The 26,598-nt window shown below is 48.4% G+C and carries 20 protein-coding genes and 17 tRNA genes; 31 read left to right on the top strand and 6 right to left on the bottom strand.

What is annotated here, in order from left to right; all coding sequences use genetic code 11:
• Positions 1-273: 273 nt before the first annotated feature.
• The 8 genes from rplM to NX720_RS19080 all read left to right on the top strand — a co-directional run bounded on the left by rplM (position 274) and on the right by NX720_RS19080 (position 5,239).
• A complete protein-coding gene (gene rplM, locus NX720_RS19045; protein WP_262596735.1) occupies positions 274-702 on the top strand; it encodes a 50S ribosomal protein L13 in 429 nt (142 codons plus the stop codon).
• 12 nt (positions 703-714) lie between these two features.
• Positions 715-1,107, top strand: coding sequence for a 30S ribosomal protein S9 (gene rpsI / locus NX720_RS19050; protein WP_262566283.1), 393 nt, complete (start codon positions 715-717; stop codon positions 1,105-1,107).
• A 152-nt stretch (positions 1,108-1,259) separates the two neighbouring features.
• A complete protein-coding gene (locus NX720_RS19055; RefSeq protein WP_262596737.1) occupies positions 1,260-1,703 on the top strand; it encodes a hypothetical protein in 444 nt (147 codons plus the stop codon).
• 211 nt (positions 1,704-1,914) lie between these two features.
• The gene (gene petA, locus NX720_RS19060) at positions 1,915-2,508 is read left to right on the top strand and encodes a ubiquinol-cytochrome c reductase iron-sulfur subunit (RefSeq protein ID WP_262596739.1); all 594 of its coding nucleotides are present in this window, start codon (positions 1,915-1,917) and stop codon (positions 2,506-2,508) included.
• Complete coding sequence (locus tag NX720_RS19065; RefSeq protein WP_262596741.1) at positions 2,505-3,740, top strand: cytochrome b; 1,236 nt, start codon at positions 2,505-2,507, stop codon at positions 3,738-3,740. The genes petA and NX720_RS19065 overlap by 4 nt, the downstream gene beginning before the upstream one ends.
• Complete coding sequence (locus tag NX720_RS19070; RefSeq protein WP_262596743.1) at positions 3,740-4,498, top strand: cytochrome c1; 759 nt, start codon at positions 3,740-3,742, stop codon at positions 4,496-4,498. Before NX720_RS19065 ends, NX720_RS19070 begins: the two co-directional genes overlap by 1 nt.
• Positions 4,480-4,623: a hypothetical protein gene (locus NX720_RS19075; protein ID WP_262596745.1), complete on the top strand. Its 144-nt coding sequence runs from the start codon at positions 4,480-4,482 to the stop codon at positions 4,621-4,623. Before NX720_RS19070 ends, NX720_RS19075 begins: the two co-directional genes overlap by 19 nt.
• A 52-nt stretch (positions 4,624-4,675) precedes the next feature.
• Positions 4,676-5,239, top strand: coding sequence for a DUF2058 domain-containing protein (locus NX720_RS19080; RefSeq protein ID WP_262596747.1), 564 nt, complete (start codon positions 4,676-4,678; stop codon positions 5,237-5,239).
• 51 nt (positions 5,240-5,290) lie between these two features.
• Here NX720_RS19080 and NX720_RS19085 read toward each other — a convergent pair whose 3' ends face one another.
• Both NX720_RS19085 and NX720_RS19090 read right to left on the bottom strand, forming a co-directional pair.
• Positions 5,291-5,698 (bottom strand): RidA family protein, encoded by a 408-nt coding sequence (locus NX720_RS19085; RefSeq protein WP_404831008.1) that lies wholly within the window; start codon positions 5,696-5,698, stop codon positions 5,291-5,293.
• Positions 5,699-5,823: 125 nt separating this feature from the next.
• Positions 5,824-6,555, bottom strand: a complete 732-nt coding sequence (locus tag NX720_RS19090) for a hypothetical protein (RefSeq protein ID WP_262596749.1) — start codon at positions 6,553-6,555, stop codon at positions 5,824-5,826.
• 612 nt (positions 6,556-7,167) lie between these two features.
• Here NX720_RS19090 and NX720_RS19095 point away from each other — a divergent pair.
• From NX720_RS19095 to NX720_RS19190, 20 genes are all read left to right on the top strand, one after another.
• Positions 7,168-9,642, top strand: coding sequence for a hypothetical protein (locus NX720_RS19095; protein WP_262596752.1), 2,475 nt, complete (start codon positions 7,168-7,170; stop codon positions 9,640-9,642).
• Between the two features lie 111 nt (positions 9,643-9,753).
• Positions 9,754-11,247 carry a glutamate--tRNA ligase gene (gltX, locus tag NX720_RS19100; protein ID WP_262596753.1) on the top strand — a complete coding sequence of 498 codons (1,494 nt, stop codon included), beginning with the start codon at positions 9,754-9,756 and terminating at the stop codon, positions 11,245-11,247.
• 296 nt (positions 11,248-11,543) lie between these two features.
• Positions 11,544-11,619, top strand: a tRNA-Ala gene (locus NX720_RS19105).
• 52 nt (positions 11,620-11,671) lie between these two features.
• Positions 11,672-11,747: transfer RNA gene (locus NX720_RS19110), tRNA-Glu, on the top strand.
• Positions 11,748-11,938: 191 nt separating this feature from the next.
• A tRNA-Ser gene (locus NX720_RS19115) sits at positions 11,939-12,016 on the top strand.
• A 33-nt stretch (positions 12,017-12,049) separates the two neighbouring features.
• Positions 12,050-12,127, top strand: a tRNA-Ser gene (locus tag NX720_RS19120).
• Positions 12,128-12,158: 31 nt separating this feature from the next.
• Positions 12,159-12,234 (top strand) — tRNA-Gly (locus NX720_RS19125).
• 43 nt (positions 12,235-12,277) lie between these two features.
• Positions 12,278-12,353: transfer RNA gene (locus tag NX720_RS19130), tRNA-Glu, on the top strand.
• Positions 12,354-12,431: 78 nt separating this feature from the next.
• Positions 12,432-12,507 (top strand) — tRNA-Gly (locus NX720_RS19135).
• Between the two features lie 39 nt (positions 12,508-12,546).
• Positions 12,547-12,622: transfer RNA gene (locus tag NX720_RS19140), tRNA-Glu, on the top strand.
• Between the two features lie 46 nt (positions 12,623-12,668).
• Positions 12,669-12,744, top strand: a tRNA-Gly gene (locus NX720_RS19145).
• A 122-nt stretch (positions 12,745-12,866) separates the two neighbouring features.
• A tRNA-Glu gene (locus NX720_RS19150) sits at positions 12,867-12,942 on the top strand.
• Between the two features lie 52 nt (positions 12,943-12,994).
• Positions 12,995-13,070, top strand: a tRNA-Gly gene (locus NX720_RS19155).
• Between the two features lie 122 nt (positions 13,071-13,192).
• Positions 13,193-13,268 (top strand) — tRNA-Glu (locus NX720_RS19160).
• A gap of 52 nt (positions 13,269-13,320) precedes the next feature.
• Positions 13,321-13,396, top strand: a tRNA-Gly gene (locus tag NX720_RS19165).
• 147 nt (positions 13,397-13,543) lie between these two features.
• Positions 13,544-13,619: transfer RNA gene (locus NX720_RS19170), tRNA-Glu, on the top strand.
• A gap of 146 nt (positions 13,620-13,765) precedes the next feature.
• A complete protein-coding gene (locus NX720_RS19175; RefSeq protein WP_262596755.1) occupies positions 13,766-14,728 on the top strand; it encodes an SDR family NAD(P)-dependent oxidoreductase in 963 nt (320 codons plus the stop codon).
• A 117-nt stretch (positions 14,729-14,845) separates the two neighbouring features.
• Positions 14,846-14,921: transfer RNA gene (locus NX720_RS19180), tRNA-Ala, on the top strand.
• A 36-nt stretch (positions 14,922-14,957) separates the two neighbouring features.
• A tRNA-Glu gene (locus tag NX720_RS19185) sits at positions 14,958-15,033 on the top strand.
• A gap of 44 nt (positions 15,034-15,077) precedes the next feature.
• Positions 15,078-15,153, top strand: a tRNA-Gly gene (locus tag NX720_RS19190).
• Positions 15,154-15,199: 46 nt separating this feature from the next.
• Here NX720_RS19190 and NX720_RS19195 read toward each other — a convergent pair.
• From NX720_RS19195 to fba (NX720_RS19205), 3 genes are all read right to left on the bottom strand, one after another.
• Positions 15,200-16,354 (bottom strand): hypothetical protein, encoded by a 1,155-nt coding sequence (locus NX720_RS19195; protein WP_262596756.1) that lies wholly within the window; start codon positions 16,352-16,354, stop codon positions 15,200-15,202.
• A 155-nt stretch (positions 16,355-16,509) separates the two neighbouring features.
• Positions 16,510-17,424 (bottom strand): ROK family protein, encoded by a 915-nt coding sequence (locus tag NX720_RS19200; protein ID WP_262596758.1) that lies wholly within the window; start codon positions 17,422-17,424, stop codon positions 16,510-16,512.
• Positions 17,425-17,548: 124 nt separating this feature from the next.
• On the bottom strand, positions 17,549-18,613 hold the full coding sequence (gene fba / locus NX720_RS19205) for a class II fructose-bisphosphate aldolase (RefSeq protein WP_262596759.1): 1,065 nt from the start codon (positions 18,611-18,613) through the stop codon (positions 17,549-17,551).
• A gap of 674 nt (positions 18,614-19,287) precedes the next feature.
• Here fba (NX720_RS19205) and NX720_RS19210 point away from each other — a divergent pair.
• Positions 19,288-19,962 (top strand): hypothetical protein, encoded by a 675-nt coding sequence (locus tag NX720_RS19210; RefSeq protein WP_262596761.1) that lies wholly within the window; start codon positions 19,288-19,290, stop codon positions 19,960-19,962.
• Between the two features lie 89 nt (positions 19,963-20,051).
• Here the strand turns inward: NX720_RS19210 and fba (NX720_RS19215) are convergent, their stop codons facing one another.
• Complete coding sequence (gene fba, locus NX720_RS19215) at positions 20,052-20,909, bottom strand: class II fructose-1,6-bisphosphate aldolase (protein ID WP_262596762.1); 858 nt, start codon at positions 20,907-20,909, stop codon at positions 20,052-20,054.
• 956 nt (positions 20,910-21,865) lie between these two features.
• On the opposite strand from fba (NX720_RS19215), the gene ptsI reads away from it, so the two are divergent.
• Together ptsI and adhE are read left to right on the top strand one after the other, a co-directional pair.
• A complete protein-coding gene (gene ptsI, locus NX720_RS19220; protein WP_262596764.1) occupies positions 21,866-23,581 on the top strand; it encodes a phosphoenolpyruvate-protein phosphotransferase PtsI in 1,716 nt (571 codons plus the stop codon).
• A 318-nt stretch (positions 23,582-23,899) separates the two neighbouring features.
• Positions 23,900-26,560: a bifunctional acetaldehyde-CoA/alcohol dehydrogenase gene (gene adhE / locus NX720_RS19225; protein ID WP_262596766.1), complete on the top strand. Its 2,661-nt coding sequence runs from the start codon at positions 23,900-23,902 to the stop codon at positions 26,558-26,560.
• The last annotated feature ends 38 nt before the right edge of the window (positions 26,561-26,598 follow it).

A 26,598-nucleotide genomic window follows, 5' to 3' on the forward strand; every position in this document is an offset into this window, starting at 1 on the left:
GAGCCGTCGATCATTTCAATAGCAATAAATGTCATATTTCACCCGGCTCTATCCGTAATTGGCTAATTTGTCCAGATAATTACCTCAACAGGGGTTTTTTTCCTGTTTTCAGCCGCTATAATACGGCTCCCGTTTCCCAATTGAGCGCCCAATGTTTGAGCAGGCCGATTCGGGAACTATTAGCCTGGTTTCTAATTCTGCAAGGTTCACGCTGCGCAGGAACGGCCAAGTAAGAACAGGTATTGCATCTGTAATACTCTTGAGGCGAATTTAATGAAAACTTTTAGTGCAAAGCCAGAAACTGTAAAACGTGACTGGTACGTAGTAGACGCTGAGGGCAAAACCCTGGGTCGTCTGGCTACCGAGATTGCTTCCCGTCTGCGCGGTAAGCACAAGCCTGAATACACCCCTCACGTTGACACCGGTGACTACATCGTTGTTGTAAACGCTGAGAAGGTACACGTATCTGGCCGTAAAGCTACTGATAAGATGTACCATCGTCATACTGGTTACGTTGGCGGTCTGAAGTCCATGAGCTTCGAAAAACTGATCGCTCACAAGCCAGAGATGGTTATCGAAACTGCTGTTAAAGGCATGCTGCCACGTGGTCCTCTGGGTCGCGCTATGTTCAGCAAGCTGAAAGTGTACGCTGGTGCCGAGCACAAGCACACTGCACAGCAGCCAAAGCAACTGGAAATTTAATCGGGGGTAGTCATGTCTGTGACACAATACTACGGTACTGGACGTCGTAAGTCTTCTACCGCTCGCGTATTTCTGAAGTCTGGCTCTGGCAGCATCGTTGTTAACGGTCGCTCCCTGGACGAGTACTTTGGTCGTGAAACTGCTCGCATGGTAGTACGTCAGCCTCTGGAACTGACTGAACTGCTCGAGAAGTTCGACATCAAAATCACCGTTTCCGGTGGTGGTGGTTCTGGTCAGGCTGGTGCGATCCGTCACGGTATCACCCGTGCCCTGATGCAGTACGACGAATCTCTGCGTCCTACTCTGCGCAAAGCGGGTTACGTTACCCGTGATGCTCGTGAAGTTGAGCGTAAGAAGGTTGGTCTGCGCAAAGCGCGTAAGCGTCCACAGTTCTCCAAGCGTTAATGGGAATACGTCTTCGGACGTTTTCTCTGCCGTTCTCGTTTCGGGAACAGCGCAAAAAAAATGCCTGCTTTATGCAGGCATTTTTTTTGCCATTTCTAAAGTATTTTCTATCGTTATGCCTGATTTTATCATTGACTTTCTGTGGATGGATTATGAAAAGGCCTCTACTGCTGGTGAGCGTCCTCTGGCTTAACGCTTCAGCTCTGTTTTCATGGGATGATGAGCTTATAGATAACACATTTGTTATAAATACTGACGAAGGGCATCAGCTGAGTATTGGCATTCATTGTACTGAAGGAGTTGAAATTTACGAAATACTCGATATTCGAATGATTTCCTTTCAGGGGTTTCCAATAGATTCTTATTCAATTCTAGCCAGAACCTCAGACGGAGACCTGATGCTTACATGCAATACCCATGGGTACGTGTACGATTACAGGATTCCTTCAGATCCAGACTATGCATTTTTCGAGACGAATGACGTGCTTGAGATTGATAGCGATAATGAGAGCGTTGTCTTTGAGGGTGACGAGGGTACAGTTGATGAGGATGTTGGTTATTGTACTGATAGCAGTGTTGTCGAACTGGCTCAATAGTGAGCAAGGCCATTTGTGAATACAGGTCTACCTGGTTGCCAGTTGTACAAGGCCCTCAGAAATATAGAGGCAAACCTTTTTAGAAAGCTCCAAAAGCAGTATCATTACGTACCACTACGCTCGGTGGGTAAGTGGAAATACATGCTAATATCCCACCCATGAACAAAAAGAAGTCAATGGGCACAATCGCCCGGATGGGGAGAGTAGGTTAATGAGTGATAACGGCGTAAACACTGGCCGACGCCGCTTTCTCGTGGCTGCAACTTCGGTGGTGGGGGCTGCCGGAGCTGTCGGGGTTGCTATACCTTTTATCAAATCATGGAGTCCAAGCGCTAAGGCTAAGGCCGCAGGTGCTCCCGTGAAGGTAAATCTCAGTAAGCTCGAGCCGGGACAGCAGATTGTAGTAGAGTGGCGGGGTAAGCCCGTTTTTGTGGTTCGTCGAACCCCGGATATGTTGCAGGAAATCCGCGCGGTTGACGCAATGCTCCGGGATCCGGATTCCGATAAATCAGAACAGCCCGATTACGCTAAAAACGAATACCGTTCCATCAAAGATGAATACCTTATTCTGGTGGGGCTGTGTACCCATCTTGGCTGTTCTCCCAAATACCTGCCTGAAGTCAAACCCATGGAGTTCGATGCTGAATGGAAAGGGGGGTATCACTGTCCCTGTCATGGCTCGAAATTCGATCTGGCTGGCCGCGTTTATAAAGGTGTACCTGCTCCTACGAACCTTGTGGTGCCGCCCTACAGCTATGAAAGCGATACGGTCATCATCATTGGTAAGGATAAGGAGAATGCATGATGAATAGCCTGCTGAACTGGGTCAATGACCGGCTTCCTGTGGTGCGAGCCTGGGAAGATCACCTGGCCAAATATTATGCCCCGAAAAATTTTAATGTCTGGTATTTCTTTGGCTCGCTGGCACTGCTGGTGCTGGTTAACCAGTTGCTGACCGGTATCTGGCTGACCATGAGCTATGTGCCGGATGCGGAAAAAGCCTTTGCTTCTGTTGAGTACATCATGCGTGATGTGGAATATGGCTGGCTGATTCGCTACATGCATTCAACCGGTGCTTCATTTTTCTTCATTGTGGTTTATTGCCATATGTTCCGGGGGCTTCTCTATGGCTCATATCAGACGCCGAGAGAGCTTATCTGGATATTTGGTATGGCCATTTATCTGGCCCTGATGGCTGAAGCCTTTATGGGTTACATGCTGCCATGGGGGCAGATGTCTTACTGGGGTGCCCAGGTTATTATCTCACTGTTTGGTGCGATTCCATTGATTGGGGCCGATCTGCAACAGTGGGTTCGTGGTGACTTCCTGATCTCAGGCATTACCCTGAACCGCTTTTTTGCCCTGCACGTCGTTGCCCTTCCTATCGTTATTCTGGGTCTGGTTGTGCTGCATATCCTGGCTTTGCATGAGGTGGGCTCCAATAACCCTGATGGTGTCGACATTAAGAAAAACAAAGGCCCTGATGGTATTCCCCTGGATGGCATTCCTTTCCATCCTTATTACACCGTGAAAGATTTGGTAGGCGTGGCGGTTTTCCTGTTTGTCTTCTGTGGCGTGATTTTCTTTATGCCGGAGATGGGTGGTTTCTTCCTGGAGCACGCTAATTTTGAAATGGCAGATTCACTGAAAACGCCAGAGCATATTGCGCCGGTCTGGTACTTCGGGGCGTTCTATTCCATTCTGCGGGCTATTACTTTTGATGTCGGGCCTATCGATTCGAAGCTGGGTGGCTTTATCGCGATGGGGGCAGCGATTGCCATACTGTTTGTGCTGCCCTGGCTGGATCGTAGTCGTGTCAGGTCGATTCGCTATAAGGGAATTATCAGCAAAGTGGCCATCGTCACTTTCGCGCTGGTATTTATTCTTCTGACCTGGCTTGGCACCCAGCCTGCGACAGAGACTTACACCCTGATCGCCCAGGTCTGTACCGTGCTGTATTTTGCGTTCTTCCTGTTAATGCCGTTCTATACAAGGATGGAGAAAACAAAACCTGTACCTGAAAGGGTGACCGGCTAATGAAAAAAACAATACTCATACTGTTGCTGTCTTTTTACTCGGTATTGGCTTTTTCCGCAGGCGGTGAGGGGTATCCTCTGGATAAAATTGAAACCGATCCATCGGATAAAGCGTCTTTACAGCGTGGTGTTGCGCTTTACCAGAACTATTGCAGTGGCTGTCATTCCACGGAGTTTCAGCGTTATGAGCGGGTGGCGGACGACCTGGGTATTCCCCATGATCTGATGATGGAAAACCTGGTGTTTAATAAAGATGCCAAAATTGGTGACCTGATGACCAATGCCATGACTAAAGAAGATGGGAAGGCCTGGTTTGGTGCGGCACCACCGGATTTGACCATGGTGACTCGAGTGCGGGGTGAAGACTGGGTCTATACCTACCTGAAAACCTTTTATGAAGATCCAAAGCGTCCCTGGGGCGTGAATAACAAGGTGTTCCCGGATGTTGGTATGCCCCATGTGTTGCTGCAGCTACAGGGGGTACAGCTGGATAGTTGTAAAGGTGAAGACCCTACTAAGCGTGACCCGCTGACCGGTCAGACGGTCTGCGGGCTGACGGTTGATCCTGAGCGGAAAGGCACTATGACTCCGGCAGAATACGATCAGGCGATGTACGATCTGGTTAATTTTCTGGCTTACTCGGCAGAGCCAATGAAGGCGCAGCGTCAGCAGCTGGGTATTTATGTCATGCTATTCCTGATGCTGCTCTTTATCTTTACTTTCCTCCTCAAGCGGGAATATTGGAAAGACGTGCATTAGAGTGGCAAACCACCCTTGGTAATAAAGCGGCACCTTTTTGGGTGCCGTTTTTTTTGCGCAAAGGAAACGATGTGCTCTGGCTGATTGGTAATGGCATTGCTACCATTGCATCTTTATTTTTATGAATGGTGCAGCAGGCTGGGTCACTATCCTGCATGGCAGAGTGAAGAGAAGTTCATGAGTAAATCCCTTCGAGATCAGTTGATGAAAGCAGGCCTGGCGAGTAAGCAGCAGGCTCTGAAAGCTAAAACGACGACTAAGAAAAAGAAGAAGCAGGCAGTTAAGTCTGGTGAAATGACGGAGCAGGAAAAGCGTCGTATCGAGCTGGAAAAGCAACGTTCAGCCCAGGCAGAGCGAGACCGGGAGCTGAATCGCAAGCTTGAAGATGAGCGTCAGCAGAAAGCCATTGAGGCCCAGGTTCGACAGCTGATTGAAACGAACGCCATCTCTCGTGACAGGGGAGAAGTTGGCTACAACTTTGTGGTCGATAAAAAGGTCAAGAAGATTTATGTCACTGATGAAATGCAGGAACGTTTAAGTCGCGGTTTATTTGCGATTGGTATTTTGCAGGAAGCGGACGGCACTGAAGTGTTTCATGTTATTCCGGCACCTGTGGCGGCAAAGATTAATGAGCGCATCCCGGAGGCCGTGGTTATTCATGATAGTAGTGCACAAGAGCTGACCAGTGAGGAAGAAGACTGGTATAAAGACTTTGAAATTCCAGATGATCTGATGTGGTAATGGAATCAGGGGGCTTTCGGCCCCCTCTGCAAATGACGTTACCGTAGACGTTTATTCAGCGGTAGCAATCACTTCGATTTCGACTTTAACGTCTTTTGGCAGGCGAGCCACTTCTACCAGGCTGCGAGCCGGGAACGGGAAGGTGAAGTACTGCTTGTAGACTTCATTAATATCAGTGAAGTCGTTCATGTCTTTTACAAATACGGTTGCTTTGCGCACTTTGTCCATGCCGCTGCCAGCCGCTTCAAGAACCGCTTTTACATTTTTCAGGCACTGGTGTGCCTGAGCCTTGGTGTTTTCTTCCATCTCACCGGTTTCCGGGTCGATTGGCAGCTGACCGGATGTGATGATCATGTTGCCAAACTGGATACCCTGAGAGTATGGGCCGATGGCTGGAGGCGCATCCGGGGTTTCGATCACTTTATCCATGGTGATGTGATTACCTGAGAGTGTTTGCATGGGGAGGATTGTGAATGGCGAGATTTTAGTGTGCTTCGGTGCTTTTGTCATCGTGCCTGCACAGGCAAACTTGTGGATTTGAGTACAAATACTTAGGCGCTGTTGTGAATTTTTATGCAGTTTACTTACAGTTTCGGGTCAAGACCACATTTGTGTAAATACTCCATAACTTCCCGGTAGCGTTTGTTTACCGAAGTATCCTCTAATCCGCCGAGCCAGTATTGCCATACTGTATTACCTGTACCATCAACTGCCTGTACACCATTATTGCCGAAGTAAAGGGTATGCCCTTGTGGTGTGGTCATCACGTAAGAAGCGCCAACGATTTCATCTGGCATGTTCTTACAAGTCATTTCAGAGTCGTGCAGGCTGCTATTTTCAGGGTTGTTTACTTCGCTACGATAGATGGCCTGCTCCCGGGGTGAGCGTTTGTTCAGTCCGTCATGGGTGTAGGCGACGTAAAGGTCTATCTCAGGTTGTTTTGCCATTCTACGCACAGTAATGGTTCGGTCTTCAATGGTTTTGCGCCTCCCGGTGTCTTCTCTCATGGAGGGGGGGAGCGTTTCTGTCAGGGATTTACCGGGTGGGTTGCACAGTGGTGTTGTGGGTTTGCGGGTATGAATGATGACCGTCGCCTGAGTGATGGTTGATTCATTGATCCTGTTCATCAGGCTTTGTTCGAAGGCTCTCTGGAAGTTGACGGCTACAGGGCGTGTCACTTTATCGGCTCCGGCTATCTGGATTTCCGACGATTGTCGCAGTGGTGATATAGCCTGTCTGGCGATACTGGTTTTGACATCGGTATCAAGTTCGTTGTCACTGGAGATGATAGAGGCGATGTCGGTAAGCATTGTCATTTTGAGTTCATTGACATCTTGTGGCAGTGCTTTCGGTTGTGATTCTTTTGTGCTGTGAAGCACTGGTGAGCTACAGCCTGTAATGATGGCTGTTATCAGAAATATCGTGATTAGCAGCCATGGTTTGTGGCTGCTGCTGGGTATAAGGGGATAGCCTGTTACAGGGGTTGGTGAACTCAAGGGGTGGTCACTTCTTGCTATTTGTTTGATTCGAGAAAAGATAGTCAAAAAACACGCTTTCTGCCAAGAGTGAGTGCTGTCTTAGGGGCGCAGCATTCAATAACTTACCGGGCTGTTGGCTTTTAGCTATTAGCTGCTCGTACAGCCAACCGCCAACCGCCAACCGCCAACCGCCAACAGCCAACAGCGGTATATTATGTTCTGCTGCTTCCCTTAGGGGAACGGAAGGTTAGAATGTACCGCTGTTGGCTATTAGCTTTTGGTGGTTGGCTGTCTGAGCAGCTAATAGCCAACTGCCAAAAGCCCGGTAAGACATTGAATGCTGCGCCCTTAACCGGGGAGGGAGGGAGCTATAGCCAGATGTATTGAACTTATGTGCAGTTCTTTAGTCTTAAAGGTCTATGAATGGATTGTATATAAACAGGAATTATCATGGAAAGTGCTAAATCGGCTAATGCCCCAGTTTTTTCAGATCAGGCGAAATTTATAGAGCCTGCCGGGAAGCAGGAGGTTTCGTATCAAGGGCGTTCTATGAAGCCCGCTAATGTTTCTAATAATGCTTCCCTTGCTGAAGGCTCCACTTCAGTATCCAGAATACTCCTGCATGAATACCATGTTTCTCAGCTAAAAGACGTTAAAGCGGCGACATGTGAGTTGCCGGATGAATGTCCAGACTGGTTTGAACCCTATAGGAAGAGTGTTTTTGAGCCTTTGTGTAAAATTAACAATCAGTTTGTTCGTGGCGGCGTTTCGCTGTTCAATACGATTAACGCTTTCAGTCCTCGCTATAACGACATGATTGTTGCATTAATGAAGCTTGAAAAAGCCAGTCAGGCAGGTGCTTTTGATGATGAGCAGAAAAGGGCTATTACGGGTTGGCTGGATGATGTGTTTGAATTGTTTCCTGTGGGTTGGAGAGAGTTGCCGCTGGTGGTGAGTCCTGAAGTCGCGAAGTGGAAACTTCGGGAAGAGGATAAGGAGCTTAAGCCGGTTTTAGAGGCTAATTATGACGAGTATCTCAATAAGATTGGCAGAAAGGCGTTTGTCCCCCCCTGGATGAACAGAGATGTGAACGAACAGGATCTCGGTAGCGTTTACTTTGCATATTACAATATTCGCAATGAAAATGTTGCTTGTGATGAGTCGGGTGCATCATTAACCGCAGCGGGTTTATACGATAAAGACGAAGCGCTCTATGACTGGTTGGTTGCGTTTCAGGATGAAGAAAATACTCGTCGTGTGTCGGGTCTTACCGAGCTTGAATACAATAGTGTGAAGCACAGGCTGTCAACGGTTGATAAAGGTATAGCTCGTATAGAAGAGCTGAAGCCAGAGAATAAGTTCAAATGGGATTATCTCCAGCCGCAGGAGAATAACGATGAGGGTAGTTGTTCAGGCCAATTGGATGATGGTGCTTCGATAGCGGCTGAAGAAGTGCCTGAAGTAATATCTGAAGCAATGCCTGAGACCGAATTGGCGGATGGTAAGAGTATCAAACCTTCAGGCTCGATTTCTGTGACAAAGGCCAGAAAGGGGAGAAAGAAAAGGAAGGCCTGTTACGAAACGAATAATAAAGGGCCAGGTAGCAAGAAAATTAAGACGGAAGTTAGTGAAGAATATCTGGCAGTCAAGCGCAGTGCCCGTCTGAAAGAAAAGTTGATTCAGGAAGACGGGAGCCTTGTCCCATTGAAGGAGGGCGAGGTATACAGGTACACCTACCATACCGATCCTGAAGTGATTAAGAAGCTTAATTTGAGCAGTCCTCTGTGTAAAAAAAGTCGTGTTGACAGAAAGAGCGCGGTCAGGGAAATTGTTGATATTATTTCTCCGGTACAAGTAAAAAACACCCTTGAAGACCCGCTTGCTGAACCTGTTCTGAATATGTCATCCGGATACATTTCAAAATTATTTGGTGTTGGCCTCTACGAGGTGACACTGCCCGCCGAAGTCGTCCGGCAGCTTGGTATGGAGTGTGACCAGGAGGGCGAAGCTCAGGTTAATGTGGATGCCTACCGTGTTGTTACCCTTTTGCTTGAACAGTTAAGGGCGTTTGCTTCTGAAAGTGTTGGCAAAAGATCTGAGAGCGTTGAGGAAGACGGTAACAGGCTGTTAAAGAGTCTTGATCCCTGCTTTGGTGCTCTTGCAGAAAGCGTTGAGCGACACCTGTATAAAAAAGATAAAACAGTAAGGCCTGAGATACAGAAAACCCTTGAAGAGCTGTCTCTGCTAAGGCATAGCGCTCACTCTTCTGTCCGGGAAATAGTAACCGGAAACGGGAGAAAGCCATCGGATGATTATTCAGTAACGGATCTGTTCTGGTCTGCCGCTTTTAAACCCAGTAGCAGGTTTCGGGCTGGGTTGCTCCAGCCTGAAGAGGCTGCCTCAATGGCTGATGCTGAGGTTGATGATTTACCTCACGACCAGTATATGAGCCTGCCAGCTGAAGTGTCAGAGAGGTTTCCAGAACAGTTTTCTGGTGTCAAGAATAGCCCTGGTAGGGAGGGGTATATCCAGGCAGACTTTCGTGTGGTCGGGCGGTTGCTGGCTGACCGGATCAAGCATTTTCAAAGAGTATTTCAGGATCCGCAAGGGGTCTGGAGTATTGATGATGCCAGGCAGCAGTTCGACTTGATAAAAGTGCTTAGTGACAGTTTGAATGAATATTGTGCCGGACGGTTGCGTCATCACGATTCAAACCGCAACTTATTGAGTCAGGATGCCGGAGAGGTGTCGGGTGAGTTGATGGCTGTCAAACACTACTATGCAATTTGTACATTATTACCGCACCTGAAGGCCCTGGCTGATTCGCTGGGGACTAATAACCACACTTTCTTTGCAAGAGAGCTGCAACATAAGCGAAAGGATGTCAGAGAATCGCTGAAGGCAATGGCATCGTCAAAAAAGTAATAACAATTGGGCAGGGGCAGGCTGGCAAATGACTTTGCTGGCTTCCCTTGGGTTTATTGCTCTTCAGTCGCTATAATGCATCGTTTTTAATTCCTCTGACTGGGAATTCCGATGACAGTTCGTACCCGTGTTGCGCCGTCCCCTACCGGCGACCCTCATGTAGGCACCGCTTATATTGCCCTCTTCAACCTGGCCTTTGCCAAGAGCCAGGGTGGCCAATTCCTGCTTCGTATTGAAGACACTGATCAGGCTCGCAGCACGCTTGAGTCAGAACGACAGATTATGGACTCTTTGCGCTGGCTGGGTCTGGACTGGGATGAAGGTCCGGATGTCGGTGGTGATAAAGGCCCGTATCGCCAGAGTGAGCGTCGCGAAATTTACGCTGAACATGCTCAGATTCTGCTGGATAAAGGTCATGCATTCCGTTGCTTCTGTTCTTCTGAGCGTCTGGATGCCCTGCGTGCAGAGCAGACCGCTAACAAGCAGGCGCCGGGTTATGATGGCCACTGCCTGCACCTGAGCGAAGAGGAAGTTCAGGCTAAAATGACAGCGGGTGAAGAACATGTTATCCGCATGAAAATCCCTGCGGAAGGCACCTGTAAGGTTGAAGATATGCTGCGAGGCACCATCGAAATCGACTGGTCTCAGGTGGATATGCAGGTGCTGGTGAAAGCGGATGGAATGCCGACTTATCATCTGGCCAATGTCGTAGACGATCACCTGATGGAGATTACCCATGTTATTCGTGGTGAAGAGTGGATTAACTCTGCACCTAAACATCAACTGTTGTACAAGTACTTTGGCTGGGAAATGCCGGTGCTGTGTCACATGCCGTTGCTGCGTAACCCGGACAAAAGCAAACTGTCCAAGCGCAAGAATCCGACCAGTATTACGTATTATCGTGATGCGGGTTATCTGCCAGAAGCTCTGCTGAACTACCTGGGTCGTATGGGTTGGTCCATGCCTGACGAGCGGGAAAAGTTCAGTTTGAAAGAAATGCTGGAAAGCTTCGACATCAGTCGTGTATCTCTGGGCGGCCCTATTTTTGATCAGGAAAAACTGTCCTGGCTGAACGCCAGCTGGATTCGTGAAGACCTGAGCACCGAAGAGTTTGCCGACCGTCTGCACAACTGGCTGCTGAATAAAGACTTCATTATGAAGTTCCTGCCATTTGCCCAGGGTCGTGTTGAACGACTGAGTGATTTTGCGCCAATGGCGGCTTTCATGTTCTCCGGTATGCTGGAACTGACCGCTGAAGACTTTGCCCACAAAAAGCTGGAAGAAGCTGAAGTGAAAAAGGTTCTGCAGTTTACCCTGTGGCGTCTTGAGCAGCTGCGTCAGTGGAACAAAGGCAATATCTTTAACGAGATCAAAACGCTGTCCGGGGAAATGGGGCTGAAGCTGGGAGATTTTAACCATCCTATCTTTGTGGCGATTGCTGGTACTCCTAATTCCTGGTCTGTTATGGACTCTATGGAAATTCTGGGTGCTGATATGACCCGTGCCCGTTTGCGTCATGCCGTTGCTGTTCTCGGCGGTGTTTCCAAGAAAGAAAGTAAACGACTGGAGAAGGCGTTTAAAGCGCTTGGCTCAGAAGAATCCTGATGTCGTTTATTGCTTCTATATATAGAAACTAAAAGCGCAAAAAGAGATCGGTAGAGTTTCGGTCTCTTTTTGTCACTGTCCAAAATATTAGAACAAATTATATTTTCTGTTGTAGACCCTATATACCAAGGCTTCGCTTATAACTATTTGAAACGATCATGAGTTTTTTCATAAGTGATGCTTGACAGGATAGGGGGGCATCCATATCATTCGCCCTGCGTTTCGGGGGCAGCCACTCACAACGAGTTGTACAGCCTTCTGGATAAGCGCTTTTGTTATGCAAGTTCATGACTATTGGGGCCTTAGCTCAGCTGGGAGAGCGCAACACTGGCAGTGTTGAGGTCAGCGGTTCGATCCCGCTAGGCTCCACCACTCTTTCTTGAAGAAGAGCATCTTTATACGGTGAGTATGAAGATGATTTTGCGTCCCGTTCGTCTAGTGGCCTAGGACACTGCCCTTTCACGGCAGTAACAGGGGTTCGAGTCCCCTACGGGATGCCATTTCTTTTAGCGCAGTCAGTTAATGGTAATTACTGATTACGTTTTGACCTGAAGATGTCGTTAAATTGCTTCCACTTTACGGGAATAGCTCAGTTGGTAGAGCACAACCTTGCCAAGGTTGGGGTCGCCTCCGGGTTAGAGAGTAGTCTCGTTTCCCAGACTTTGAAGAAGTCTCAAAATATCTTCGCTGCGGGAATAGCTCAGTTGGTAGAGCACAACCTTGCTAAGGTTGGGGTCGCCTCCGGGTTAGAGAGTAGTCTCGTTTCCCAGACTTTGAAGAAGTCTCAAAATATCTTCGCTGCGGGAATAGCTCAGTTGGTAGAGCACAACCTTGCTAAGGTTGGGGTCGCCTCCGGGTTAGAGAGTAGTCTCGTTTCCCAGACTTTGAAGAAGTCTCAAAATATCTTCGCTGCGGGAATAGCTCAGTTGGTAGAGCACAACCTTGCCAAGGTTGGGGTCGCGAGTTCGAGTCTCGTTTCCCGCTCCAAATATAGGCTTTATGTTTAAGACATAAAGACACAAAAGATTGTGTCCCGTTCGTCTAGTGGCCTAGGACACTGCCCTTTCACGGCAGTAACAGGGGTTCGAGTCCCCTACGGGATGCCATTTCTTTTAACGCAGTCAGTTAATGGTAATTACTGATTACGTTTTGACCTGAAGATGTCGTTAAATTGCTTTCACTTTGCGGGAATAGCTCAGTTGGTAGAGCACAACCTTGCCAAGGTTGGGGTCGCGAGTTCGAGTCTCGTTTCCCGCTCCAAATTAGGCTTTATGCAGCAACATAAAGACACAGAATTGTGTCCCGTTCGTCTAGTGGCCTAGGACACTGCCCTTTCACGGCAGTAACAGGGGTTCGAGTCCCCTACGGGATGCCATTTTCTCTTATGAGAGCCTGACTGTAGAGTCATAAAACACTAATTAGCGGGAATAGCTCAGTTGGTAGAGCACAACCTTGCCAAGGTTGGGGTCGCGAGTTCGAGTCTCGTTTCCCGCTCCAGTTTAGATTTGGGTGTGAAGCACAACCTTGCCAAGGTTGGGGTCGTCTCTTTATAACAAGGGCGAGTCTCGTTTCCCGCTCCAAATTAGGCTTTATGCAGTAGCATAAAGACACAGAATTGTGTCCCGTTCGTCTAGTGGCCTAGGACACTGCCCTTTCACGGCAGTAACAGGGGTTCGAGTCCCCTACGGGATGCCATTTTCTCTTATAGAGAACAAGACTTTCGAAGAAGTCTCAAAATATCTTCAATGCGGGAATAGCTCAGTTGGTAGAGCACAACCTTGCCAAGGTTGGGGTCGCGAGTTCGAGTCTCGTTTCCCGCTCCAGTTTAGATTTGGGTGTGAAGCACAACCTTGCCAAGGTTGGGGTCGTCTCTTTATAACAAGGGCGAGTCTCGTTTCCCGCTCCAAATTAGGCTTTATGCAGTAGCATAAAGACACAGAATTGTGTCCCGTTCGTCTAGTGGCCTAGGACACTGCCCTTTCACGGCAGTAACAGGGGTTCGAGTCCCCTACGGGATGCCATTTTCTCTTATAGAGAACAAGACTTTCGAAGAAGTCTCAAAATATCTTCAATGCGGGAATAGCTCAGTTGGTAGAGCACAACCTTGCCAAGGTTGGGGTCGCGAGTTCGAGTCTCGTTTCCCGCTCCAGTTTAGATTTGGGTGTGAAGCACAACCTTGCCAAGGTTGGGGTCGTCTCTTTATAACAAGGGCGAGTCTCGTTTCCCGCTCCAGTTTAGATTTGGGTGTGAAATTCCAAATTAGGCTTTATGCAGCAGCATAAAGACACAGAATTGTGTCCCGTTCGTCTAGTGGCCTAGGACACTGCCCTTTCACGGCAGTAACAGGGGTTCGAGTCCCCTACGGGATGCCATTTTCTCTATTGAGAATAAGCAAAGCCTGACGCTTAAATGCGTCGGGCTTTTTGCGTTTCAGGACTCTCGATTTTCCTTTATCTCGGCCCGCCTCTCCAATCACTGCTATTTTCTCTATCAAAAATTACAAGTGAGAACTAAACAAATGAAAATGCGTTTTTGGCTGCTCGGGCTATTGCTGCTGGGGAGTTTTCTGCAGTCCGGCGTTACGACAAAGGTTACGCCAAAGGTTGCGCCAAAGGTTGCGCCAAAGGTTGTTGTTGTCACTGGAGCCTCTTCTGGTATAGGTAAGAGTCTGGTGGAGAAGTTGGCGATCAGTGAAGGCTACAGAGTTTATGGAACAACGCGTCAGTCAGATCTGGTGGGTGACTATAAAGGTTACTCGCTCGTTAAAATGGACCCGGGGAATACTGAGTCTGTGGATGCGGCAATAAAAATGATTGGAGACCGGGAGTCGGGAGTTGATGTTCTGGTCAATAGTGCATCCTATCTGGTTGTTGGCTCTGTGGAGAGTGTTGAGCCTGATCAGCTGCTGGATATGTTTAATGTGAATGTGGTTGGCTACGCAAGGGTGACTCGTGCAGTTCTGCCTTATATGCGTAAACATCAATCTGGTCTGATTGTGAATATCAGCAGCTCGCAGGCTTTTGAGCCAAGAGGGCTGATGGAGTCTTATTCAGCATCAAGATCTGCTATTGAGGCCATGTCGCTTGGGCAGTCTTCTTATCTGGAAGATTATGGGGTCAGGGTGGTGGTTTTTGAACCCGGGGCTACCAATACTGGTATTGGAAAAAGTGCTGTTATTGGTTCGGCGACAGTACGGGGGGATAGTGCCGGAGCGCAGACAGGTAGCCTGAAACGCATGATGGTGGATCGTCTGGCGCAGGGTGCCAGCCCGGAAATTGTGGCCAGAAGAATTATCAATGTTATTGGTGATGAAATGCCCGATTTTCGTATACCTGTGGATTCAAAGGTGTTTGAACGCGCCAGGTTTGTCTATCGAAACCCTGACGGTAATGGGTTGAGGGAGAAGCTGCGTAGAAACTATCTGAATTTTTTGAAAATCTGGGGGCAAGCGCAGATAAGTTTAAAAGCAACTAGCGGTTGACAGAGGTAACTCAAATCCCTATTATTTTGCCTCGTTCGATGCCGGCGATGTTCTCGAAAGAAATCAACAACTACTTGATTTTAAATGAGAAAGCGGCATAATGCAGCAACAAGGTTTGGGGCCTTAGCTCAGCTGGGAGAGCGCAACACTGGCAGTGTTGAGGTCAGCGGTTCGATCCCGCTAGGCTCCACCAAATTTCAATGATCAGAATTTTCTGATTATGAAATGTGTCCCGTTCGTCTAGTGGCCTAGGACACTGCCCTTTCACGGCAGTAACAGGGGTTCGAGTCCCCTACGGGATGCCACTTTATTTTATAAAGTTTTCGACTGCAGAGTCGTTAAATACTGTGCGGGAATAGCTCAGTTGGTAGAGCACAACCTTGCCAAGGTTGGGGTCGCGAGTTCGAGTCTCGTTTCCCGCTCCAATTCAAAAAAAACCAGTCCTTGTGACTGTTTTTTTATGCCTGAGATTCAGTAATACCGAATGTCATGATAACTTCTCACCAGTGGAACTCTTAGCTCAGGCCCTCTCACTGCTGGTTGAGAAGACCCGTCCTGGGGTGATATTAAGAGGTTGTTGTAATCCCTGTATCTACTACTGGGAACATTCAGTACGTAAAGCATTCCGTCCTGGGCAAGCTTATAAAGATAAGAGGCTATTGATTTGCCTTCCGGCATGCCTGCAATTGCCTCATAGCCGTTATAAAGAATGAGTGTATATAGAGCTAAATCTTCCAGAGTTTCTTTGGCGATGCTTGGCATGTTTTTTAAGGCGTCTAAAAAATCCCCGCTTTCTTCATAAAGCTCAAAGGAGGCACTGCCCAGTTGTAGGATCGTTTCTCCTTCTGAAAACTCGTGCGTGTGTTGTACGTTGAGAAAATGCACTGAGTGTTTGTAGATTTCGTAGCTATTCCAAGTCGTAAGTGCAACAAACTTTGCGCTATCAAGAATGTTAATCCATAGCTGCTGGATAGGGTTCCTCTGATGGCGAACGACAAGGCTATTCATGGCTTTTATCTGGCTGGCAACGGTTCTCAGGCTTTTGGAATAGCGTCTCCAGATTTTGAAGGGTTTTTTCCATAAGTGGCAATAAAGTTCAAAGCCGTTTCCAAGAGGATAGTAAGCGTAGTCAATGAAAAGTCTTTTGCTGTTGAGCAGAGTAGTTAAAAGGGGGTGGGGTAGAGCTTCAGCTGTCTCTCCTGGTAAATGTCTTTCAAGTGTGACGTGTCCTGGCGCATAGTAATAACGTTTGGTCGGAGCAGTACTGGGTATGCTGGCTTGTACTGTGTCATTACAATTGTTGGGTATGCTGCCTTCGTGGTGTTCGGTGAGAGTAAAGTAACAATTGTATTTAACGCCGTGGCTGGTAAGGCTTGATTGTTCAACGATAGTCTTCGCTGGAGTTTCCGTAGTGGTGATGCATTGAAGACCAGGGGGCAGGTATTTCTGATTTGTCTGGTAGATTGACAGTACTAATAAATGGCAGTCAGCGTGTTTTTTGCTGATTTCTTTAAAGGTGGTCGCTGAAATAGGTTTATTGCCAGCAAAGGCGGAGCCGGAGGTGGCTGCATATAACACGATAATTAATGTTTTAATTCGCCGCAGACACTTCGGAGAGAGCGCCATAATGCCTTATCCCTTTAATATCTTATGTGTAATCAGGGGTAAGCGTAGTTAGTATTTGTTGATTATAAAAGAGAATTATTTTTATTTCGATTGTTCTACTAATGGGTAGCAGGAAATGGGTAGCAGGACTTCCCGCTACCACGAGGCAATGGTTTCTAATTGTTCAGCATGGCAGCTCCGCGTGCGCCGCCTGCATCGCCAAATCGGGCTTTTCGCACTTCGGGCAGCTTGCCAATATTAAGGGTGTATTTTTTCATCAGTGGTGGGACAATGTCGTATAGCTCATCAAAATTAGACAGCCCTCCGCCCACAACAAAGACACCCGGATCAAGGGTGTTGGTCAGGCTTCCGAGTCCGCAGGCCAGAAGCTCTGCATAGAGGTTAACGGTCTTTACGGCATCGGTGTCATGGTGGCGATAGAGTTGCACAATTTCTTTGCCTTTAGCCTGTCTGCCTGCAAAGTGGTTATAAATAATTTCCAGCCCCCGGCCTGACAGATAGTTATCAAGGCAGCCTCGCAGGCCGCAGCCGCAATCGATAATAGGGAAGTCAGAACCTCCCAGCTCCAGTGCCTGAAAGGGCAAAGGTGTGTGACCCCATTCGCCTGCCAGATTGTTGCGACCGGTATAAATTTGATCTTGTACGTAAAGTCCACCGCCACAGCCTGTGCCGAGAATAACTCCGAACACCGTGTCAAAGCCTTCACCGGCACCGCCAATAGCTTCTGAAACGGTAAAGCAGTTGGCGTCATTTTCTATTTTAACGGGTCGATCCAGTCTGTACTCCAGATCGGACAGGAGGTGTTTACCGTTAGCGCAGGGGATGTTGGCGATCACCGCTTTTGCAGAATCCGGCTCAATAAAGCCTGGAATGCCAATGCCGACACTGCCCCGAACGTTAAGTTGCTCGTCGGTTTCCCGGATCAGTGTTTGTATGCTTTGTATGAAGGTGTCGTAGTTATCGGTAGGGGTGGGGATGCGTTTGCTAAATGTTTTTTCGTGGCGGTCATTATAGGTGGTCAGCTCCATCTTGGTGCCACCGATATCCAGTCCATATAGCATATCTGACATTCTCCGGTTTATTCTGGAATTTATAAGTTTTGGCTAATGGCAGATGTTATATCACTGATGCGGTGGGACTGGTATGACACAGCTCATGAAACCGGTTGCGCCGGGCCGCAACCGGTTATCGGTATTACTGGATTTTAGGGTCAAGGTTACCCTTGCTGTAGAGGTTAAACATGCTTTCCAGACTTAATGCCCTGATCTTCGAGGCGTTGCCTGCTGTTTCGAAAGCCTGATAGCGCTGAAGACAGATGTCTTTCATTGCCCGGGTGGCGACAGTTAAGTATTTGCGTGGGTCAAACTCTGATGTGTTTTCCTGCAGAAAGCGTCGGATAGCACCTGTTGATGCCAGGCGCAGGTCGGTGTCGATATTTACCTTACGTACCCCGTGGCGAATGCCTTCCTGAATCTGCTCGACAGGCACACCGTAAGTTTCTGGTATTTCTCCGCCGTTGTCGTTTATAACCTTGAGCCAGTCCTGTGGTACTGATGAAGAACCGTGCATCACCAGGTGAGTATCGGGTATGCGTTTGTGTATTTCGCGGATTCTGTCAATAGCAAGAATGTCGCCAGTAGGGGGGCGGGTGAATTTGTAAGCGCCGTGGCTGGTGCCGCAGGCTATGGCCAGTGCATCCACATGGGTAGCCTGAACAAACTCAGCGGCTTCGTCCGGGTCGGTTAATAGTTGGTCGTGTGACAGCTTGCCGGTAGCGCCAACGCCATCTTCTTCACCTGCTTCACCGGTTTCCAGAGAGCCCAGGCAGCCTAGCTCCCCTTCCACAGAAACGCCGCAGGCGTGAGCCATTTCAACGGTTCTGCGGGTAACTTCAACGTTGTATTCGTAGCTGGAAGGGGTTTTGCCGTCTTCTTTTAGTGAGCCGTCCATCATGACGGAAGAGAAGCCCAGCTGTATTGAGCGCTGGCAGATGGCAGGGCTGGTGCCGTGATCCTGATGCATCACTACGGGAATATGTGGAAACTCTTCAATAGCAGCCAGAATCAGATGTCTCAGGAACGGGGCTCCGGCGTATTTTCGGGCTCCGGCGGAGGCTTGCACGATGACCGGAGAGTCCGTCTCGTCGGCTGCTTCCATGATGGCACGCATCTGTTCCAGGTTATTGACGTTGAAGGCAGGGACGCCGTAACTGTTTTCGGCTGCATGGTCGAGAAGCTGTCTGAGGCTGATTAGTGCCATGACTTGTTCCTTTTTTGTAGATAAAGGGGACAGGGAGAGTCATTTAAGCTATGGAAGACTGGCTATATTATCGCCACCTAATCGGATGGATGCAAAGCCTGACTTCTGTAAAAAGGTAAAAGAGATTGAATAATTTAATAAGTAAGTAAGAGGTGGTGGGTGTGAAAAGTCAGGCGTCACATGGGAGGGAGGCTATATTGTCGGGTGTTCGTTAAAGTGTCTGACTGTTTGATCAGTCGGTTTAGCTGAATGGGTATCTGCAAGTGAGGGTGTGCGTGAAATGTTTTGATATAAACAGTTATGGGAGAGTGGAATATTCTTTCGTTCCATCTGAAAATAAAAAAATATTCATAATAAACAAGCTGGTTCAGGCAGTACTGCTTGCAGTTCTATTATTGTCTGGCGGTCAGTTGAATGCTCATCAGGTGAATGATAACTGGTGTTGGTGCCTGACAGAAAACATAGCATCCAGTGATCCTGGTGGAATTGAACGCATTGTCGGGAAATTTTTCCCTGCAAATTCCAGGGACGTAATATCTTACTTGTTCCGGTTTATTCAAGTGTCGCGCTGCGGTTCTGCGTACTCTAAAAAATATTACAGTGCTGACTTTGGGGCCAGGTTTGATAGACCTCAAAAGCCTGGTCAGGTGTCTTACACGACTCCTGAAGGGCGTGTGAAGTATCTTTATCATGCGTACATGGAGTCATCTTTTTTTCAAACATTGACTCCTAAGAGAAAGGCGCTTCTGTTGAGAGAAGAGCCATGCCTGAATTATTCGAATGATTTATTTGATAACGCCGCTCGTAAAGTGTGGGATCAGATACTGAGTTTCTGGGAGCAGTCTGAAAAAGGGAGGGAGCTGTTGGAGCAGCCCTATTCGGCTACCTTCAAGATTGCTGATTATGTGCTTGGTTTTTCGCCTTCTTCTGATGTCTATCGATTTCCCAGAAGCTATGCGGTTAGCCCTGATATCTGCCAGCCTGAAGAGGAATTTGTGCTTGGAAATCCGGTTGAAGCAAGGGCACTGGCTTCTCAGCTGGGAGGGTTGAAGATTGGGCAAGTTTGGTTTTTAGAAGAGCCGGGTGAGCCCTCAGCCGGGATTTATAATAGATACCATCTGTGTGTCGTCTATATTGGGGGAGGGATTTTTCTGCTGCCAATAAACCAGAGAAAACAGCATTTTCTGAATGCTAATGATTTTCTCGCACTGATTCTTAACGTTTTGCAGTTTAATGGAAAGTACCAGTGGAGAAGCGCGATGATACGGACTTCAGATAGTGAAAAGCCTTTCAGTTTGAAGATACAGGAAGCGTATCCTGTTAGCGTGACTGACTTTCTTTATAAATAAGTAGAGCGGTGAATGGGTTGTTTGACAGGGCAGAGTGATTTTTTAGAAAGTTGTTCAGCAGCCTTTGGCTGCTGAACAGAAGTCAGAGCTTACGCCTTGCCTTCGGAACCGAATTCACGAATCTTGCCCATTACGGTTTCAACGATCGCTTCTTTACCAGGACCGATCACCTTGCGTGGGTCGTAAACTTTAGCGTCGTTAGCCAGAACTTCGCGAACCATTTTAGTCCAGGCGATCTGGTTTTCAGTGTTGACGTTGATTTTTGCAGTACCACGGCTGATGGCATTCTGGATGTCAGCTGTTGGGATACCAGTACCACCGTGCAGTACCAGAGGTACGCCCGTCAGTTCGTTGATTTCCTGCATTTCAGTGAAGCCCAGGTTAGGCTCGCCAGAGTATTCGCCATGAACAGAGCCCAGGGCCGGAGCCAGGCAGTCCAGACCAGTGCGCTCAACCAGTTCTTTACATTCCTGGGCGTCAGCGTAGATAACGCCGTCAGCAATAACGTCATCTTCCTGACCGCCGACTACACCCAGTTCGGCTTCAACAGAAACGCCACGGGCGTGAGCGTATTCTACTACCGTCTTGGTCATCTCAACGTTGCCTTCGAACGGGCCGTGAGAGCCGTCGATCATAACGGAGGTAAAGCCAGCGTCGATGGCCTCTTTGCACTTCTCAATGCTGGAGCCGTGGTCCAGATGGATAGCAACAGGAACCGTGATTTCCATGCTTTCGATCAGGGCGCCAACCATAGCGGTGATCAGCTTGAAACCGCCCATGTAGCGCGCAGCGCCTTCGGATACACCCAGAATAACCGGGGAGTTAGACTTCTGAGCAGCAGTCAGGATAGCCTGAGTCCATTCCAGGTTGTTGATGTTGAACTGGCCTACGGCGTATTTGCCTTCGCGTGCCTTGTTCAGCATTTCAGTCATAGATACCAGAGCCATAAATGTTTCCTCGGTCATTGGTAGCAGTTGTGATGCATCCCTGAAGGGTTTGCTTCATCGAGTTTATTCAACCGGATATTTGTCCGGTTGAATTGAGCTGAGAGCGAATGTTGTTATTTGACCGTGGTTGAGTAATTACGGTCGTCATTAACATTCTTATTGCCATTTTAATTGCTTTTTTAATCAAAGAACCAGAAACGATGTGAAGAAGTCTTTCTCAATCTGTTAATTATTGAAAAATTGTTTCATAATTCGACCTGTTCTTACCTGTTACGATGGTAACAGCGTATAAATACAGAGGTATTTTGCCGTAGTCACCATTCAAAGGAAGAAGATTACGAAAGCATGGCAACGCTTTCCCGCTATTGTGCGACATTTGGCAAGTATATACAAATGCCACGTTGCTCTTGTAGTATTGTGAGTGAGTATTGCTACCTATATCTGCCGCCCTGGGGTGCCCCGGAGTCAACGATACAGCCGCTTTACAGCAATCGTGACGCCTTGCGTACTGGTGGTGGGGAAATACTGATTCAGGTCAGAGAAATTTACGTAATGCTGTTGTAACTTTCTCCGGCTAGATGAATTCGAGCGGGTATTGTTTGAATTTCACGTTTTAAATGAAAAAACATTATATGAAGTAATAATTTATATACCTCAATGCTTAAAGTTGAGTGAAGTTGTTTTTTTTGTTTGGCTATTTGTTTGATGAGTGTTTTGCAGAGCGTTTTATCAAATGTTGCACTATCTTGGAATTGATTGATTGCTTCTGACAGTTTCGATGCTTTATTCCATTTGAAAACGTTAAATGTGATTTGATGTCAAAGTTTGTGCGTGGCTAAGTGATTGTTCAGGAACTTTGTTCGAAACTAACAGATTAAATATTACTGATGGTTTGTGTTAAATGTTTTTGTTATATACAAACGTTAGTTTTAGATTGATATAAATGTGGGTGGTTTATGTTCTCAGGCATCATTGCTTCCTCTGGCGTTGCCATTGGTAAAGCATTTGTCCTTAAAGAGGCTGAATTTCAAATTAGTGATAGTGTGCTGGACAGCTCTGAAGTAGACGCGAACATTGCTCGCTTCAAAGAGGCTATCGTTAAAACGGTTGAGCAGCTGGAGTCGATCCGTGACACAGCGGCTGCCAAGTTGGGTGAAGAAGAAGCGGAAGTCTTCGAAGGTCATATTCTGGTAGCGACTGATGAAGAACTGGAAGAAGAAGTTGTTGAAGCCATTAAGGGCCTGAAGCCTGCTGACGCAGCACTAAGCGAAACTATTGCAACGAACGTTGCGATGCTGGCCGAGCTGGACGACCCTTACCTGCGTGAGCGCGTTGCTGACATCAAAGACGTTGGTCGTCGTATGATCAAGAATCTGCTGGGCATCGATATGGTGTCCCTGGACGATGTGGCTCACGGTACCATCATCATTGCTGATGACCTGACTCCGTCTGAAACGTCCCAGATTGATCTGGAACGGGTATGGGGTTTTGTCACTAATATTGGTGGTCGAACTTCTCACTCTGCGATCATGGCTCGTTCCCTGGAGCTGCCAGCTATCGTTGGTGCCAAGGTGGCTACTGACAGCATCCAGAATGGTGACACGGTTGTCCTGGATGCTATCAACAACAAGGTTCTGATCAATCCTGACCAGTCAGCCATCGATTCTTACAAGACCCTGCAGGCGAAGCTGGACGAAGAGCGCAAAGAGCTGTCCAAGCTGAAAGACCTGCCCTGCACCACTATTGATGGCAAGCAGTTCGAAATCTGCTCCAACATCGGTACTGTGAAAGACACTGAAGGTGCAAACCGTCACGGTGCCGAGGGTGTAGGCCTGTATCGTACTGAGTTCCTGTTTATGGACCGTACCCAGATGCCGACCGAAGAGGAGCAGTTCGAGGCCTACAAGGCAGTGGCTGAAGCCATGTCTGGCCGTCCGGTAGTTATCCGTACCCTGGATATTGGTGGTGACAAGGATCTGCCTTACCTGGACCTGCCGCAGGAACTGAACCCTTTCCTGGGCTGGCGTGCGATCCGTATGTGCTTCGACAAGCCTGAGATTCTGAACACCCAGCTGCGTGCCATTCTGCGTGCATCTGCCTTCGGTAAGCTGAAGATCATGTTCCCGATGGTTATCTCTGTTGAGGAAGCCCGTCGTCTGAAGCAGGTCGTTGCTGACGTTAAGGCTGAATTGAGCAGTAAAGACATCGCTTTCGACGACACCGTTGAAGTGGGCATCATGGTTGAGACACCAGCGGCAGTAATGGTTGCAGACCTGCTGATTCAGGAAATGGACTTCTTCTCCATCGGTACTAACGACCTGACCCAGTACATTCTGGCGGTTGACCGTGGTAACGAAATGATTGCTGATATGTACGATCCAATGGCTCCGGCCGTTCTGCGTGCTATCAAGCGTGTTATCGACTGCTCCCACGAAGCCGGTAAGTGGACCGGCATGTGTGGTGAGATGGCCGGTGACGAGCGTGCCGCCCTGATCCTGGCGGGTCTGGGGCTGGATGAGTTCTCCATGAGTGCGACTTCTATTCCTCGTGTTAAGAAAACTCTGCGTAACCATAAGCACGAAGACCTGAAGGCGATGGCTGAAGCGGCTGTAAACCAGCCGACGACTGAAGACGTAAAAGCGCTGCTGAACGACTTTATCGCCAAGTTCTGATACAAGTCCGACGGATACTGGTACATCGTTTCATTACTTTTGACTTGTAGGTTGGGAAGAGCGAAGTGTTTATGCCCTTCAGGGTAACTCCCAACCTACGCACCCCGTCAAAGTCATTGAGACCGTGTGCTAGTGTCGGCAAGCTGTAATGGTTGCAGCAATAAAATATAAAGAGGAGCAGGCGATGACCTGCTCCACAAAAAGTGGTAACGCGCCAAAATAGCCGTGAATAACATGGCAGATTGTGCGTCACCGCTAAAGCCTGAACGAACGAACCAGGCTTTGAAGGATTTCAATGACAAGTATGAGGTAATGCAAATGGCTACTAAAAAGCCTTTAGCGGATAAAGAGCCTTTAGCGGATAAAGAGCTTTTGGCGGAAAAAGGGCAGACAGCCAAACAGGATACAGGTAAAACAGAGGTTGAGGTACAACTCGACGCTCTGCTTGATCGGGCGAAAGTCGCTCGTGAAAAATACCTGAAGCTGGACCAGGAAGCGATTGACCGTATCAATAAGGCGATGGCTCTTGCTGGTCAGGCTGCGCACATGGAGCTGGCGCGTATGGCGGTTGAAGAAACCGGCCGTGGTATTCTGGAAGACAAGGTGACCAAGAACATCTTTTCTACTGAATACGTTCATCACTCTATCAAATACGACAAAACAGTCGGTGTTATTGAAGATAACGAAGAAGAAGATTACATGCTGGTTGCAGAGCCAGTGGGTATTGTCTGCGGTATTACACCGGTGACTAACCCGACGTCGACCACCATGTTCAAGTCCATCATTTCTGCCAAGACCCGTAACCCGATTGTTTTTGCTTTCCACCCATCTGCCCAGAAGTGCTCCAGTGAGGCGGCTCGTATCCTGCGTGATGCTGCTGTCGAGGCGGGTGCGCCGGAAGACTGTATTCTGTGGGTAGAAAAACCTTCTCTGGAAGCAACCCAGAAGCTGATGGTTCATCCGGATATTTCTGTCATCCTGGCCACCGGTGGTTCTGGTATGGTTCGTGCCGCTTACTCTTCCGGTAAGCCAGCCCTGGGTGTTGGTCCGGGTAACGTGCCTTGTGTCATTGATCGTACTGCCGACCTGAAGCAGGCTACCAATGACCTGGTTATGTCCAAGAGCTTTGACAACGGTATGATCTGTGCCTCCGAGCAGGCGGCGATTGTCCACGAAGCGATTTACCCGCAGTTCATCAAAGAGATGAAAGCACTGAACGTTTACTTCACGACTCCTGAAGAAACCAAAAAGCTGGCGGAAGTTGTGATTGTTGATGGTCACGTTAACAGCAAGATTGTTGGTATGAAGCCGGTTACCATCGCAGAGATGGCTGGCGTTAAAATTCCTGCAGAAACCCGTGTGATTGCGGCTGAAATCGAAGGTGTGGGTCCGGAATTCCCTCTGTCCCGTGAGAAGCTGTCCCCGGTGCTGGGCGTTCTGAAAGCCCGCGATACCAAGCATGGTATTGAGCTGGCTGACAAGATGCTGAACTTTGGTGGTCTGGGTCACTCTGCGGTTCTGCACGCTCAGAACGACGATGTGATTGAGCAGTTCTCCCTGGCCATGAAAGCAGGACGAATCATCATCAACTCCCCGTCTACCCATGGTGCGATTGGTGACCTGTATAACACCAATATGCCTTCCCTGACTCTGGGCTGTGGTACTTACGGTGGTAATAGTACTACGTCCAACGTTTCTGCTGTAAACCTGATTAATGTTAAGCGTGTGGCGAAGCGTCGTGTGAATATGCAGTGGTTTAAGCTTCCTCGTAAAATCTACTTTGAGGCGAACTCCCTGCAATACCTTGAGAAGATGCCTGACATCTCTCGTGTATTCATTGTGACCGACGAAATCATTCAGAGCCTGGGTTATGTTGACAAAATCCAGTACCACCTGAACCGTCGCCAGGTACCAGTACAGGTTCGTGTATTCAACCAGGTTGAGGCTGATCCGTCTCTGGCTACCATTCGTGCCGGTGCGGAAGATATGCAACGCTTCCAGCCTGATGTGATTATTGCCCTGGGTGGTGGCTCTCCTATCGATGCCGCGAAAGGCATGTGGTTGTTCCACGAACAGCCAGAAGCTGATTTTGAAAGCATGTCACAGAAGTTTCTGGATATTCGCAAGCGTGTTTACAAGTTCCCTAAACTGGGCAAAAAGGCACGTCTGGTGGCTATTCCTACCACCTCCGGTACCGGTTCTGAAGTGACCTCCTTTGCGGTGATCACTGACAAGGACAGAGGCATCAAGTACCCGCTGGCAGACTATGAGCTGACACCGGACGTGGCCATTCTGGACCCGAACCTGGTGCAGACCGTGCCTAAGAAGGTAACGGCTGATACCGGACTGGACGTGCTGACCCACGCTCTGGAAGCCTTTGTTTCCGTTATGGCGTCTGACTATACTGATGCGCTGGCTATGAAAGCCATACAGCTGACCTTTGATAACCTGCCAGCGTCTTACGAGTCTGCCGACAAGCGCGCCCGTGAGAAAATGCATAATGCTTCCTGCATCGCGGGTATGGCCTTTGCTAACGCCTTCCTGGGCATCAATCACTCTATGGCGCACAAGCTGGGTCACGAGATGAAGATTCCTCATGGTCTGGCTAACGCTCTGCTGCTGCCACACGTGATTGAGTACAACGGCAACAGCCAGCCTTCCAAGGTAGCGACTTTCCCGAAATACGACCACTACATTGCCCACGAGAAGTACACTGAAGTCGCCAAGATTCTGGGGCTGCCTCACAGCACGACTGATGAGGGAGTTAAGTCTCTGGCTAATGCAGTTCGCGACTTGATGAAGAAAGTTGATGTACCGCTTTCCCTGAAAGAAATGGGCTTCAACGAGAAAGAGTTCCTGGCTAAAGTGCCGGAGCTGGCAGCCTATGCATTTGAAGATCAGTGTACGACAGCCAACCCGCGTATGCCGCTGGTGACTGAGCTGGAAGAGTTGCTGAAGAAAGCCTACTACGGTGAATAATTTTACTCGCTGTTAAAGCAGGTTAGGGTGAGCGATAG

The organism is Endozoicomonas euniceicola (assembly GCF_025562755.1).
GTDB classification, from domain to species: Bacteria; Pseudomonadota; Gammaproteobacteria; order Pseudomonadales; family Endozoicomonadaceae; genus Endozoicomonas_A; species Endozoicomonas_A euniceicola.

Bases quoted from the DNA above. Each gene is read 5' to 3' on its own strand.
- rplM (WP_262596735.1), top strand. From the start codon at position 274: ATGAAAACTTTTAGTGCAAAGCCAGAAACTGTAAAACGTGACTGGTAC.
- rpsI (WP_262566283.1), top strand. From the start codon at position 715: ATGTCTGTGACACAATACTACGGTACTGGACGTCGTAAGTCTTCTACC.
- NX720_RS19055 (WP_262596737.1), top strand. From the start codon at position 1,260: ATGAAAAGGCCTCTACTGCTGGTGAGCGTCCTCTGGCTTAACGCTTCA.
- petA (WP_262596739.1), top strand. From the start codon at position 1,915: ATGAGTGATAACGGCGTAAACACTGGCCGACGCCGCTTTCTCGTGGCT.
- NX720_RS19065 (WP_262596741.1), top strand. From the start codon at position 2,505: ATGATGAATAGCCTGCTGAACTGGGTCAATGACCGGCTTCCTGTGGTG.
- NX720_RS19070 (WP_262596743.1), top strand. From the start codon at position 3,740: ATGAAAAAAACAATACTCATACTGTTGCTGTCTTTTTACTCGGTATTG.
- NX720_RS19080 (WP_262596747.1), top strand. From the start codon at position 4,676: ATGAGTAAATCCCTTCGAGATCAGTTGATGAAAGCAGGCCTGGCGAGT.
- NX720_RS19085 (WP_404831008.1), bottom strand. From the start codon at position 5,698: ATGCAAACACTCTCAGGTAATCACATCACCATGGATAAAGTGATCGAA.
- NX720_RS19090 (WP_262596749.1), bottom strand. From the start codon at position 6,555: ATGACAATGCTTACCGACATCGCCTCTATCATCTCCAGTGACAACGAA.
- NX720_RS19095 (WP_262596752.1), top strand. From the start codon at position 7,168: ATGGAAAGTGCTAAATCGGCTAATGCCCCAGTTTTTTCAGATCAGGCG.
- gltX (WP_262596753.1), top strand. From the start codon at position 9,754: ATGACAGTTCGTACCCGTGTTGCGCCGTCCCCTACCGGCGACCCTCAT.
- NX720_RS19175 (WP_262596755.1), top strand. From the start codon at position 13,766: ATGAAAATGCGTTTTTGGCTGCTCGGGCTATTGCTGCTGGGGAGTTTT.
- NX720_RS19195 (WP_262596756.1), bottom strand. From the start codon at position 16,354: ATGGCGCTCTCTCCGAAGTGTCTGCGGCGAATTAAAACATTAATTATC.
- NX720_RS19200 (WP_262596758.1), bottom strand. From the start codon at position 17,424: ATGTCAGATATGCTATATGGACTGGATATCGGTGGCACCAAGATGGAG.
- fba (WP_262596759.1), bottom strand. From the start codon at position 18,613: ATGGCACTAATCAGCCTCAGACAGCTTCTCGACCATGCAGCCGAAAAC.
- fba (WP_262596762.1), bottom strand. From the start codon at position 20,909: ATGGCTCTGGTATCTATGACTGAAATGCTGAACAAGGCACGCGAAGGC.
- ptsI (WP_262596764.1), top strand. From the start codon at position 21,866: ATGTTCTCAGGCATCATTGCTTCCTCTGGCGTTGCCATTGGTAAAGCA.
- adhE (WP_262596766.1), top strand. From the start codon at position 23,900: ATGGCTACTAAAAAGCCTTTAGCGGATAAAGAGCCTTTAGCGGATAAA.